We start from the raw sequence: 14,815 nt of genomic DNA, 5'->3' as shown, positions 1-14,815 counted from the left end.
AATTAAAATGCAGTCTGTGAAAGACTGCATTTATTTTTTTTCGGATGTATCTGTTTTTTCTGATTCTTTTGAAATCGATGATTTTAATCTGGTTAACTTAGAATATAGAGGAAACATTACAGCTATTGATAGACCAATCAATAGATTATATTGTTGATCATAAATATTCTTATTTACTTTAGGATAATCTTCTATATCAATAAATGATAGAGAGAATAACGACAGAAGTAATGAAAAATAAAGTATATATAATGTAGTAATAGATATTTTTTGACTTAAGTAAGTTAAATTCGAATTTGACTTTCTATCTATAAGTGCAATAATATTTAGTACGGATATCAATGGTATAGTAATAATAAGAAACACTGAAGCTAATGAATTAAAAATTATCCAAAACGGAAGAAATGCAATATTTGAAAATGTTTCTGAATAATAATGATAAAAATTAAAATCTAATTTATAATTTTTTATAAATATAAATTGGAATAATCCATAAAAAAGAACAAATACGTATGCTATTAAATGAGACTTCTTATTTATTAAAACAGATAATATGATATTTGTTATTGCTAGCGAAATAAAAATAATTCCTAATATTAGAAAAACCATATAAATCACCTTTTTTGTATATATTATATGGATATTTTTCAAATATTTCAATTAAAGATGTATTGGGGCTAAGTATGATAAAATGAGTTTGCATAAAGATATATATAAAGGAGCATCCATGAGAAAAATAAATATCTTCACAATTTTATTATCACTTACTATAATCTGTATAGGATTTAATCCAATTAATACTAAAGATTTAAGAAGTCATATATCAATAATTAAATCAAATGATACAAATCATACACTTAGCCCTTTAGAAGTAGAAATTATTCATCTATCAGCAGATTCTAATCCTGAAAAGATTACACTTTCTGGTTCTTTAGGTGATATTATCGATTTCGATTTTGATATTGATGGATACTTATATCATATATACGATGGTGAAGTTAGTGATTTAACAGAAAGACAGTTTGTTGTTAGTAAATCAACCTATATTATTATAGTAACTAATCAAACAGAACTAGAATCAAGTGTATATATTGATACAAATGGAAAATTATTGGATGCTAAGTTTGGTTTTGACCTAAGTTATACAGGTGACATACCATCAAAACCAGGATATCTTTTTGATAGTTTTAAAACAGTATATAGTGTTGAAGGACATAATGTGCTAAAAGCTACGTATAGTCCTTTAAATACAGCATCAATTTCAATTGATGTTGAAGGTGGTACTATATATCCTTTAGAACCCAAATATAATGATATAGTTACAATTACTCCAGATGATCCCGATAATTTTAAATACTGGAAAGATGAAAAAGGTAAAGTATATTCTTACGAAAAAACATTAAGTATAACAGCTTTAAAAGATTTATCTTTAACAGCAGAATATGTTGATACTAAAGTTTCATCCCCTAATGTTTATCTTTTAGATGTTACAGGTATTAGACCTGGAATGAAATCATTTGTAGGTTTACTAAGTTTTGATGAAAGTGCATATTCACTTGTTGAATTTGGCTTACTAGCATCACATACATATGATGTACTTACCTTAGATACTAATGATGTAATCATTATTCCATCAACAACTAAAACAAATAACAATGAATTTTTAAGAACTATTTCAAACCCTGACTTAATAACATTTAGAGCATATGCTATATTCAAACAAAACGATGATCTTATTGTTAAATATAGTGAATACAACTTTGTTGAAGAACAAGTTGTTTATGAAGTTAATATTTTAGATGAAAATGAAAACTTAATAGAAAGAATCTTATTAGAAGAAGATCAATCGTTAGATGCATATGAATTAGATGTTGAGGAAGGCTATACTTTCGATGGTTTTTACTACGATAGTCAATTTACTTCAAGTTATAACTTTAATGATATAAATAAACATTTAACCATATATGCAAAATTAGTAGAAGATAATTTAACACCTATAAAAGCATCTGATTTATTTATTACAATGTATGTTGAAGGTGCGCCAGGTAATAGAAAAGTTATTCAAATCTATAATGGAACAGGAGAAGCAGTTGATTTAAGTAATTATTTAATAAAAGTTGCTTCTAATGGTGGCACATGGCCAACATCAGGTGGTGCGCAGTTAACAGGAATACTACAAAATAACAGTTTATATACTGTAAGATATGGTGCCGATGGAAATTGGGATGCGGATTTATCATCTACTTCATTAGGTTTTAATGGTGATGATGCAGTAGGGCTATTTAAAGATAATATTTTAATTGATATATTTGGGATACAAGGTGAAGATCCAGGCACTGGATGGTCATTAAGTGGTACAGGTAATGGCTCTGATACAATTGATAAAGTAGTTATTAGAAATTCATCAGTGATGAATCCAACAACTACTTGGAATAGAAGTGAATGGAGTGTCGTACTTTCTATTCCAAATGCAACAACTGATAGTCAAGTTCAAACATTACTTAACTCATTTGTTTGGGATTATGCTAACGAAGATGATTATGTTGCACCAATTATTTATATAAATCCTAATACTAATCCTGTCTTTTTACTAATAAATGATGAATGGGAATTACCGACTGCAAATGCAGTTGATAATATCGATGGTAATATAACATCAAGTTTAGAGTTTGATGATACGACTATTAGTGGATATTATAATAGTCTTATTAATAAATATGTTTTTACACTTGAAGGTGAGTATCAAGTAACATGGTCAGTAAGTGATGATGCTGGTAATCTAACGACTCTTGTTGTAACAATAAAAGTATCCCCAAATGTGAATACATTATCAAGTTATGATTTCAGTCAATATGGAAGCTATTATAATAGCTTAAATTCATTTTCTTCTGATGAAGATATAATCAATGGTTTAGCTGGTATCATAAGAAACACGATTACAAGCTATAAAGGGTATGATACATCAACAACATATAACTGGATTATGCATCCAACTAAAGGTGGACAATATATCTTATATGATACAAGTAATTTTGTCTTCTCTAATGGAACATGGTTAACAACAGGTTGGAATTCAGGTGGATTAGGTTATGATGCCAATGGAAATGGAAACTATAATCCAGCTGATGGTGATTTGTTTGTAGATAGAGAACACGTTTGGCCAGCAGGTAACATGAGAATCATGCCATCTAGTGGCGCAAGAAGTATTACAACTTTTACATCATTTGTTATAGCAAGTAATTTTGATCATCGTCCAAGTGGTTCTCAAAAAGGACACTATTCAGATTTACATAATATGTGGAATGCGGATAGACGTTCAAATCAAGATTTACATAGTGATAGATTCTATGGAAATACAGGTGTCTTTGGTAATCCAAATAGATCAGGCAATATATTCTACCCAGGTGATGAATATGTAGGTGATATTGCAAGAATCTTATTCTATATGACATTAACCTATCCTCATTTAACGCTTGTTAATGAGGGAGATCCAAATGCACAAGAAGGATCAATCTACTATGGATATCTAAATGTTCTACTAGAGTGGAATGAACAAGATCCAGTTTCACAACAGGAAATTGAAAGAAATAATAAGATTCAAGCTAACCAAGGTAATAGAAATCCATTCATTGATTTCTATGATGGTGGAGAGTTTGCTAATATAATCTTTAGTTATGGAGATCCAGAAGTACTCTATACCTCATAAATAAATTACAACTTAATTTCGATAATAATGAGCACAGTTGAGTAATTATTAATTATAAGACTGTGCTTTTGTTTATTAAAAAATATATGGAGATAATATGTTTAAGAAAAATAACGCTATATTTGATAAGAAGTTAATTGAGATAAAGTATATTTCCAAACTTCATAAGATTTTCTCGAAATATAATTACGAATCAGTAGCAATGGCAATTTATACAATCAATTCATATTTGATAAACCGTAATCTATTAAGTTTCTCTTTGACATTAAATTATGCTTTCACCATCTGGGAACATGAAGGTGAGATTGAAATCAAAGATTATGAAGCGTTCGTATTTTTTACAAATGAAATTAAAAGATACTATAAAATTGATGAAATATACGAAGATGTTCAAGTCCATGATTTAGGTGAAATTAAAGTACCATTTAATGGTAAACTATATCCTGTTTTTGTTGGTACTTCAATTAATTTGACATACTCTTTTTATTATTTCATTGATGAAATTGCTCATTATACAAAGTTAATAAGTGAATTTACCGAACTTTTTGAATTAAGTGAAGTGATTATAAACAACCTTAGAGAAGGATATGATGGTATTGATGACATAAATAATAAACAAATTATTATACCATCTGAAAAATACTTTAATCAGATTTTTTCAACCTATAAAAAAATAACGGATCAAATAATTAAATCTGATGTATCATCATATTTCAAAAAAGAAAAGGATAAATTATCTTTACATTTAACTGAAAAAAATGGTAAGTATTTTTCATTATTTAACACTACTTTTATTGTTGATTATACTTGTCATATATTAAATGATATTGAATTGGAAAAACATAAAATTATTGTTTCGAAGACTATAAACAATTATGTAATTCAATTATTTGAACCAAGTTATGAATTGAGTTTTGTATTTCCAAATCCGATCGTCATTTCAGATCCCTCAAAACCTAAAGTTGGGGATTTAATTTCATGCATCTTGAGCGATGATAAAATGTTATTGATATTAGATGCTGAAGCAAAGGATAATAATGGATTTAAACTAGAATATACTATTCAACAATTATTTAAATCACAACAACTAAAATTTTGTATTCCAACCGAAAAAGGACTTAAATGTATTAAGCCCGATAAACAAGTAGAAATTGTAATTTTTCAACTATTAAATAGACTAAACATTAAACAATTAAAAGATTTTACTACTTTTCCTAATGAATCACTTAAAACAATACCCATTGACTTAATGTATTTAATATTAAGATCTAAATCAGCCAATGAATTAATTAACTTTATTTCAAAGATATCCAAAAGAAGATTAAATTTAATCTCTTTTGATTATTATTCAGGTTTGTATGAACTGGTATTAAAGAATTATGGAGAATTAGAATTAGGTGCACTTGAATATGACTCTGTATTTATTGATGTATACACACCTGAAAAAGAAACACTGAATAGATTTAAAAATGAGTATATTAATTTTCCGATAAGTAAAAAGAATTATTTATTTAGTAATCCTGAATTTTGGATTATAGAGAATAAAAGACAAGGGTTTTATTATATTCAAAGGAAAGGGACAAGTTTGTTTTGTTATGTTAGAAAACATTTAAATGGCTTTCTATATATATCAAAGAATGGTGAACATTTTAAGGATATTCAAGTCACAAAAGAAAGAATTAATTTAGACAATTCAGTGATGAATATTATCTTATTTCAATTTGATATGATATGGGATTATCTTACAAATATAAAAGATTTTTTTAAAGAAATTCAACTTTTCATAATGCCAAAAGAAATACAAGAGGAGTATGAAATAGGTGTTTTTGGATACAAGGGAACATATATAGTTGGTGATTTTGAAGAAACTTCTACCGAGATTCAAGTTAGAATTACTGTAGACAATGAGAAATTATTCAAATCTATAATGGATTCAAATACGAGAATTATTGAGAATGAATTTTTCAAAGAAATACTATACTTATTAAATTTTGATGAACTTTCCTATGTAAAAATTTGTGAAAAAATAGATAAGACCAATCAAATGAAAAAGATAACATACGTAAATTATCATGAAGTTCCCTTCTACAAGAATATTGAAAACATTTTTTACTGGGCTGCAGATGATAATTATATTAGGGTTAGAAAAAAAATTGCTTTAGTATGCAATAGACTTGGCATAAAACCAGGAAAATATAATCTAGATTCAGCGAAAAAAATAATTAGAACTATGCAAAGTGAACTATATGTAGAATTTAAACAAATGCTTAACTTATATAATAGGAAATGGTTACATATGTATTTATCATCATTATTAGCTTCGCTTCAATTCGAGATTTATATTGTCACAAATCAAATTTTTAAACCTGATTCAAATATTGAAGAACATTTAGCAAAAGACTATAAAGAGGATAATATTGCATATCGTACTCAACTTCGAGACAGACAAAGATACTTATTGTTCCTAATTGAAATGAATCTCAAATTTGGTAATGATAAATTTAATGAAAATGATAAAGAGCTAATTTTAATGGATTTAGTTGCTTTTGCAGACGAGATGGTAGTTTTACAAGAAGCAGCTGATTCCTCACACTGGGGATTAAATCATGTAATTGTTGAAATTGATTCTGACTATAGAGTGAATACATTAATATACGATGAATCAAAGCAACTTATGCGTGATATTAGTTCGAAGATATATAAGTATGGGATTTTTACAAATGAAAATTCTTCAAACTTTTTAGATAATGCTGATTTAACAACTGCATTCGAGAAAGATTTTGGTTTTAGTTTAATTAACTTCATGAAATTTTTAAGTGTATTCTGTGATTTGGAAGATGATAAAGTAAAGTATGAGGTGTATCCTGATGTCATTGCGTATGATAAGGACAGGATAATCTCCATTATAACTAGCTCATTTCCTGAAATTCCATTTGAACATATTGATATGATTTTAAATGAATTAACACTTGATGTTGAAAAATTAAATATTACATATAAATTAGGAAAAGAAATCGAACATGATATAATTCCAATCTGGGAACGAGAATTAAGACCTAATCGATTTGAATTAAAACCATTGGTTATCTTTGAAAACAAGTATTATTTTGCACCCTTTAATTGTATGACCACATTTAGACTTTGGACCGATGCATTTAGTGGATTTTTTCCTCCACACGAAGTGAAGATTGAGAATACACTAAAAGTGTTTGAAAAATTGAAAAAGAAAGATCAAGATGAAATGGTTGATGAAATCAAAGAAATGTTTATTTCTTTTGGATACAAAAAAATATTTAAAGAATGTAAGTTACATAAATATGGACAACACCCAGAAGAATTAGGTGATTATGATGTGCTTGTTTATGATGAAATAACAAATACAGTTTGGAATATTGAAAGTAAAGTTATACAAATGGTAGGGTCAATTAGTGAATTTGCAAAGCAACAGCAAACATTTTTTAACAAACATAATAATGATTTCAAATTTCAAAGAAGAATAGATTATCTTAAGAGTAACACAGTATCCATCCTTAATGACTTGGGTATAAAAAACCTTATAGAAAAGCCATTAATCAAAAATTATATGGTTACTAATAAAAACTTTGTTGCAATAATCAAAAAGATTGACTTTCCAATTATATCATTTGCTGAATTACATGAACTATTGAATAATATTAATAAAAAATAAAGTTATATCTATAATATTATTATGTGTGCACATTATTTTTAAAGTTGTATTGTATGTCAATAATATACACACGTATTATCATTACCATGATAAAATGACTTTAGACTAAAAGAAAAGGAGTGTAATAAATGAAGAAGATTCTAATCTTTACTCTCATCTTATTTACATTAACCATCCTAGTAGGTTGCCTACCTAAAAATAAAGTAGAAGAACCTTTAAAATATGTTGTTACTTTTGACTCGCAAGGTGGTTCAGTTGTTGAACAACAACTAATAGAAGAAGGATCTTTAGTAACAAAACCAAATCCAGATCCTACAAAACCAGGATATAATTTTATCTACTGGTATTTATCTAATGAAGATATTCCATATAACTTTAATTTCCCTGTTATTCAAAACATTACCTTAACAGCTAAATGGGAAGAAATATCTAATTCAACTACTTTAGCATCATTTGATTATTCAGATTATTCTAACTACTATAACAGTTTAAATGGCTTAACAAGTGATTCTGCGATCATTATAGAACTTGCTGATATCTTACGTGATACTTTAACATCATATAAAGGTTATAGTACGTCAACAGAATACAACTGGGTATTAAATACAACTAAAGGTGGACAATACATTCTTTATGATACAAGTAGTGCTGTATTTGACGGAAATTGGATCACTTCAGGTTGGAACTCGGGTGGTAGTGGACCAAGCGGTATTAATGTTGATAGAGAACATATTTGGCCCGCTAATAACATGCAAATTAAACCAGCTGATAATACAAGACGATTAAATAGTTTTACTAACTTTGTTATAAACACTGGTTCATTTGATGATAGACCATCTGGAACAGAACGTGGTCACTATTCTGATTTACACAACATGTGGAATGCTGAAAGAACAGCTAATCAATCATTACACTCAGACCACTATTTTGGTAACACAGGAACAACAGGTAATCCAAATAGAAATGGTCAATTATTCTATCCAGGTGATGAGTATATTGGGGATATTGCTCGTGCATTATTCTATATGACAATCACTTATCCACATTTAACATTAGTAACAAGAGATTCTCAATATGCTGGTGTTAAAGGTAATATCTATTATGGTTATTTAGATGACTTACTAGAATGGAATGCATTAGATCCTGTCTCACCAGAAGAAATTGCTAGAAATAATAAGATTCATCAAAACCAAGGTAATAGAAATCCATTTATTGATTTCTATTATGATGGACAGTTTGCTGAAATCTTATTTAGTTACGGTGACCCAGAAGTTCCTTATGTAGCATAAATAGTTTATTAATAAGAAGGTACACATAAATCATTGGTGTACCTTTTATTTTTTTGATAAAATGAATTTGGAAGATCTAAAGGGGTAAGTGTCTTATGATAAATAAAAAAAGAAGATTTAAACCATTTTTGAGTATCTTTATTACGATAATGCTTGCTCTCATCTTAGTTTCGTGTCAGGTCATTCCTGAAGTTTTTTCAGAGTTAGAATATACGGCAGACTATGATGAAGTGAGTGATGAAACAACATTTAACTGGTCTTCTAAATTAGAAATCAGTTATTATCAAAGAGATCTAAAAGCATTTGATATCACTTTTAGAGTCTTTAATGATGATGTTTTTCAGACTTTACACACGGTCTCGTATACCAAAACTTATCAAATAAATGATAATAATACAATTGTTCATACCTTTAAAATGGATGGCGAGTTTGATGAGATTAGAATAGAAAACTACAAACTATATTTCTATGATTACTTTGCAACTTTTAGTGATGAAATCTTATTTTCTTCTTTAGCGGTAGCGGTATTCATTTTAGTACTTGTCATCATTGCTACATTTGTTCCAATGCCTAAAGCACTCCTAACATCATTCCAAATCATCATGTTTATCGCATGGGGCTTTATTGGACTTGATATTCTGATTAAAGCATTTGTATATGTGTTCTCAAAAAAAATTGGTTTAGAAGCGTTAGAGCTTGTAAGAAACACATTAATTTTGATGGCATTTACCGTATTTGTAACAGTTAAAAAATCGTTAACTGTGAATAAACGAATTGATTAACGATATTCTTATAAATGGGTTTATGATGGGAATCATATACCCATTTTTTCTTTAAGCAAATCTTAATAAGCAATTAAAAAAAATACAATGTTATTAGTAGTATAAGTTTCAAAAAGCATTTTTATCAAGGGATGAATCATCCAGATAGGTATTATCAACAAGTTTTGTTGGTAGGATAGGTATCAAAAAATAGGTTAAATGAACTAACCGATTTTTTTGTGTGAGAGAGAAAAAGGAATGGAATTAAACAAAAAAACGTATAAATCTCCAGTGATTGAAGTCACTGTTTTTGATTTTGCAAATTCAATTGCTAATAGTACAGGTAATGGTGTTGCAGGTTTAGAAAAAAAATAGGTAGACTATGGTAATGAAAAGATTAATAGCGCTACTTGTTGTCCTATTTAGTTTTATCGCTGTAGGAAATATCTTTGCTATTGATACAGAATATACACAGTATGATATTACGATTAATTATCGTACTAATGAAGCAGAATCTACAACTATTTATTATGGTAATGGTTATTACTATGGTGATGTTGTAACGCTTGATTTTGAAGAGCTAGCTAGACTTAATGATAAAGTGTTTGCTTTTTATGTTTTTGGTACGAGTGTATACTTTGATGCGGAGGCTGATTTTGTTGTAACGAGTCACACTGTCATTGAAGTATTTTTAAAATATGAAGCAAGAACGATTTTATTAACAGAAGAAACCTTCCAAGATTTTATCGATCAATACTCAAATGAATTATTTAGTCCAATCTACTTAGGATTCCCTGAGTGGTGGTTTGATTGATTATTAAGTTATTTTTAAGAGGTGCTTGTTAAAAAGCATCTCTTTTTCTTTAACGATATCTCTTTTAAGCAAATTACAACTACCTATTAATAAAATACAAAACAAACTAACAATTATATAAAACCAGATGTTGTTTTACGGGGATTTATAATAGGGGGTAGCGTAAAAACAATGATATAATATCATTAGGAAAAAGGGAGTAAGTATGAAGAAAGTATTTTTGACAATAATAACTTTATCAATGTTTTTACTTGTGGCATGTAGTCCTGATACATCATTATCAAGATTAGATAAACCAATCGGAATCACTGTTACAAAGAATGTGGTTTCATATGAATCAGTAGCAAATGCAACAAGTTATATTCTAAATATTAGCGGTACAAATGTAACAACCACACAAACAAGCTATACCATCCTTGAAGAGGGCATTTTTAATGTGCGTATTAAAGCGGTGGGGAGCGGGTACTTAGATTCTTTATTCTCAGATCAAGTTACAGTCACTGTTGGGTTTTTAAATACACCTTCAAATATTAGAGTAAATGATGAAGGTAAAATTTTATTTGATGGCGACAACAGAGCTTCTCATTATATTATTCGTTTAAATGCGACGGATTACTCAACTTTAGAACATCCAAACCTTAAAGTAAATCCTGGAATTCATATGATTCAAGTCAAAGCAGTATCACCAACTTTAGTTGATTCTGAATTCAGTGAAGTTAAAACAATTAATTTTGGAATGTTGAATTATGCCACAAATATCAGTATTACCAATGGTGTATTAACTTATACTAAAGATGCAAGAGCGTACTATCATTTCATTAATATCAATGGCACAATTTATGATACTAGAACTGATATCATCCCATTCTTTGGTGTCGGTGAATACGTGATTAGTATCGACTCAAGAAGAGATGGTTATATACCAAGTGGTTATACAACACCATTAACCTTTATTATTACTGAGAATGATATCATCCAAACCACACATAATTATCAATATAGTTTATTTTCAGAATTTGATTTATTGTTATTTAATTATGGTGGTAAATCATTAAATGGATTTGAATTGAATAGAGTTTCTAGAGATCAAAAAGAAGTATATGAAACAATTGATCCAGAAAATTTATATATTCTAGAAAACGCGATATATTTATCAAGCGAGTATTTAAAAACCTTAGAAGGACGTACTAAAGTAGTTTATTATAAATTAAGAACTAATCTAGGTGAACATTTCATCGCAATTGAAATCACAACAGACCAAAAACCTTATGTTTACTCAGATAAGAATGTTAAAACTGATTATCATAATGATGTCGTATTCTTATTTGACGTACAAGGTTCAGAATTTGTTTCTATCTCAGGTGATGATATTACAGAAGTTGACTACATATTTAAAGATGGTATCTTAACGATAAAAAATGAATTTATTGTTAAATTTTTCCAAGAAAACTTAGATAAAGATAGTATCATTCTAACCTATCGATTTAAAGGTACAACAGTGAGCAATGGTAAAGAAACACCGATTAATTACTTAGGATTTATCTCAATTAAAAGATAAGAAAAAAGGCTAGAAACCAATACTTTCGTTTCTAGCCTTTTATTATGTCGATACGGACATTATTTATATCAATCAAATATAACCCTTTTCCATCTGCTTTGAGTTCGTAATTATTAGATTCAATGCGTTCTTTAAAGTTTTCAAATTGATCATTTGGAACAATTAAATCATATGCTTTAAGACCAACTGCATCATCTGGATTGTTTGGGACACCAATGCCTGCCCATACATTAAAACCTAAATGGTGATGATAACCAGCATCACTTGAAAAATGTGCATGTGGTCCATATGCCATAGTTTCCCTAAATCCTAAAACACCTTCAAAGAATTTAATGCCTTTATCAATGTTTGAAACATGTAGGTGTATATGACCCATGATCGTACCGTTTGGAAGATGTAAGAAAGGTTCTTTAACTTGATTGTCAATTAAGTCTTGATAGTCCATTGGAGCATTGACTGCATCATCAAATGGTGGCCATAAGTCAACTGGTCTATCTGCATAAATTTCAATACCGTTGCCATCTGGATCATCTAAATATAACGCCTCACTAATACCGTGATCGGCACCGCCTGTCACTTGTGTTCTAGTGTTAATCATATGTTGTATAAATTGGCCTAGATAAGCCCTTGAAGGCATTAAAATAGCGAAGTGATAAAGTCCAGTTGCACGTAATTTAGGACGTGCATTTGGATTAGAAATTAACTTAATAAGTGGTATGTTTTCATAAGTGCCAAGCGTATATAAATCGTCTTTTTGATCAATTAATTTCATACCGATTCTTTGTTGGTAAAAATCAAGTGATCTTTTAATATCTTTCACCATCAAAGTAACAGTTTTGATGTGCATGATATCATTTGAATGAAAGTTTTGCATAGTAAAAATCTCCTTTCTTTAATTATAACAATTTACCAATAATAATGTAAGAAGGCACCTTTAGGTAACCTAGTCACCTCTTTATTGAAATCGCAAAATTGATACAGTTGAACTTAGTAAAAAAAATGATTGACACTACTTATCATAAATGATAGAATAATAACGCGTGTAAACACACCAGAGTGGAAGAATTAATTTCGTACCACATACTTATTAGAAGAAGGAGGTCGTGTTATGGCAGAGAAAAAAGTTGTCAAACAAGTTAAATTACAAATCCCTGCAGGAAAAGCTACTCCAGCGCCACCAGTTGGTCCAGCACTAGGTCAAGCTCAAGTAAATATTCCTCAGTTCGTTAAACAATTTAACGACATGACACAAAATATGATTGGGTACATCGTACCAGTTGTGATTTCAGTCTATGAAGACAGAACATTCTCAATTGTTACTAAAACCCCACCAGCTTCTGACTTACTAAAGAAAGCAGCTAACATCCAATCAGGCGCTAAAAACGCTAAGAAGGATAAGGTAGCTACAATCACTAAGGCTCAGTTAGAAGAAGTTGCAAAGATGAAGATGCCTGACTTAAATGCTTACACAGTTGAAGCTGCAATGAAGATCATTGCTGGTACAGCTAAGCAAATGGGTATCGCAATCACAGAATAATTTAATTTAGAAAGTTAACACTTGTCTAAATTGTGGGAGGAAATCCCGTTATACCACATTTAGGAGGAATATCCATGAAACAAGGAAAGAGATACTTAGAAGCTGTTAAATTAGTTGATAAGTCAGTTAAATACGCAGGTGTTGAAGCTGTTGAATTAGCTAAGAAAACTTCAGTTACTAAGTTTGATGCTACCGTTGAAGTTGCATTCCGCTTAAACGTTGACCCAAGAAAGGCTGACCAAAACTTAAGAGGAGCTATTAGCTTACCTCATGGTACTGGTAAGACTGTAAAGGTTGTCGTTATTGCGAAATCTGAAAAAGCTAAAGAAGCTTTAGCAGCTGGTGCTGATGCAGCAGGCGATACTGAGTTAATTGAAAAGATCTCAGGCGGTTGGTTAGATTTCGATGTTATGGTAGCAACCCCTGATATGATGGCTCAACTAGGTAAATTAGGTCGTGTGCTTGGTCCGAAAGGATTAATGCCAAACCCTAAGACTGGTACAGTCACATTAGATGTTGCTAAAGCCGTTCAAGAAATTAAGGCTGGTAAAATTGAATATCGTACAGATAAGTTTGGTAATGTCCATGCTCCAATCGGTAAGGTATCATTTGATGCAGCTAAATTACATGAAAACTTACTAGCTATATACAACCAATTAGTTCGTATTAAGCCAGCTACAGTTAAAGGTACATACATCAAAAACATTACTGTTTCAACAACAATGGGACCTGGTCTACATGTTGATGAAAACAAAATTCGTAACTAATTAAACAACTAGAATTTACAAAAAGATTAAACTTAATATTTACCTAAGACAGTAGCTGACCATTAGTCTTAATTTGCTACCGAGGAGAATATATCTGGAACTTATTTCTCTCTTTTATGTCTTTAGGGGTACAAAAGAGGGATTTTATTTTGTAACGAAATAAAATCAGTAGTCAAATACCTTATAGAGGAGGCACAAAATGAACAAATCAATCGCGAAGAAAGTTCAAGAAGTTGAAACATTAGTTGCTAAATTCCAAGAATCAAAAACTGTTGTAGTTTTTGAATACAAGAGTTTATCAGTTGCTGCTTTAACAACATTAAGAATTGAACTTCACAAGCAAAATATTGATCTTAAAGTATATAAGAACAATATTACACGCCGTGCCGCTGAAATTGCTGGTTTTGGAAAATTATCAGAATCATTAGTTGGTCCTTTAGCAGTTGCAATCTCATATGATGATGTTGTAGCTCCAGCTAAGTCAATTGCTGAATTTGCTAAAAAGAACAAAACTGTTGTAATTAAGTCAGGTGTTATCGAAGGATCTGTTGCTACTCAAGCAGAAATGGTAGCTTTAGCAAACTTACCATCAAGAGAAACTTTATTAACACAATTAGCGGCTGGATTATTAATGCCAGTAAAAGAACTATCAGTAGGTTTAAATATGCTTGCTGAAGGTTCAAATTAATCAAATT

10 protein-coding genes and 1 other annotated feature are annotated in these 14,815 nt (G+C 29.7%); of the genes, 9 read left to right on the top strand and 1 reads right to left on the bottom strand.

Annotation, left to right across the window (positions count from 1 at the left end; translation table 11 throughout):
* The first annotated feature begins 727 nt into the window (after positions 1–727).
* From PG914_RS02850 to PG914_RS02825, 6 genes are all read left to right on the top strand, one after another.
* Positions 728–3,706, top strand: a complete 2,979-nt coding sequence (locus PG914_RS02850) for an endonuclease (RefSeq protein ID WP_488822193.1) — start codon at positions 728–730, stop codon at positions 3,704–3,706.
* A gap of 97 nt (positions 3,707–3,803) precedes the next feature.
* Positions 3,804–7,394: a hypothetical protein gene (locus PG914_RS02845; RefSeq protein ID WP_488822191.1), complete on the top strand. Its 3,591-nt coding sequence runs from the start codon at positions 3,804–3,806 to the stop codon at positions 7,392–7,394.
* 128 nt (positions 7,395–7,522) lie between these two features.
* Positions 7,523–8,683: an endonuclease gene (locus PG914_RS02840; protein WP_488822189.1), complete on the top strand. Its 1,161-nt coding sequence runs from the start codon at positions 7,523–7,525 to the stop codon at positions 8,681–8,683.
* Positions 8,684–8,778: 95 nt separating this feature from the next.
* The gene (locus tag PG914_RS02835; RefSeq protein WP_488822188.1) at positions 8,779–9,465 is read left to right on the top strand and encodes a hypothetical protein; all 687 of its coding nucleotides are present in this window, start codon (positions 8,779–8,781) and stop codon (positions 9,463–9,465) included.
* Positions 9,466–9,832: 367 nt separating this feature from the next.
* Positions 9,833–10,258, top strand: a complete 426-nt coding sequence (locus tag PG914_RS02830; protein ID WP_488822187.1) for a hypothetical protein — start codon at positions 9,833–9,835, stop codon at positions 10,256–10,258.
* Positions 10,259–10,463: 205 nt separating this feature from the next.
* Positions 10,464–11,816 (top strand): hypothetical protein, encoded by a 1,353-nt coding sequence (locus tag PG914_RS02825; RefSeq protein ID WP_488822186.1) that lies wholly within the window; start codon positions 10,464–10,466, stop codon positions 11,814–11,816.
* 31 nt (positions 11,817–11,847) lie between these two features.
* Here PG914_RS02825 and PG914_RS02820 read toward each other — a convergent pair whose 3' ends face one another.
* Positions 11,848–12,690 (bottom strand): VOC family protein, encoded by an 843-nt coding sequence (locus tag PG914_RS02820; RefSeq protein WP_488822185.1) that lies wholly within the window; start codon positions 12,688–12,690, stop codon positions 11,848–11,850.
* Positions 12,691–12,924: 234 nt separating this feature from the next.
* On the opposite strand from PG914_RS02820, the gene rplK reads away from it, so the two are divergent.
* The 3 genes from rplK (at position 12,925) to rplJ (ending at position 14,808) form a co-directional block, all read left to right on the top strand.
* Positions 12,925–13,353 (top strand): 50S ribosomal protein L11, encoded by a 429-nt coding sequence (gene rplK / locus PG914_RS02815; RefSeq protein WP_488822183.1) that lies wholly within the window; start codon positions 12,925–12,927, stop codon positions 13,351–13,353.
* A gap of 74 nt (positions 13,354–13,427) precedes the next feature.
* Entirely contained in the window at positions 13,428–14,120 is a 693-nt protein-coding gene (gene rplA, locus PG914_RS02810) for a 50S ribosomal protein L1 (protein WP_488822181.1), read from the top strand.
* 24 nt (positions 14,121–14,144) lie between these two features.
* Positions 14,145–14,277 (top strand) — a sequence feature (ribosomal protein L10 leader region).
* Positions 14,278–14,319: 42 nt separating this feature from the next.
* Complete coding sequence (gene rplJ / locus PG914_RS02805; protein ID WP_488822180.1) at positions 14,320–14,808, top strand: 50S ribosomal protein L10; 489 nt, start codon at positions 14,320–14,322, stop codon at positions 14,806–14,808.
* The last annotated feature ends 7 nt before the right edge of the window (positions 14,809–14,815 follow it).

This window comes from Acholeplasma sp. ORD1043, from assembly GCF_057808485.1.
The sequence above is the reverse complement of the archived record's forward strand: the minus strand, read 5'-3'. Positions and strand labels throughout refer to the sequence as shown.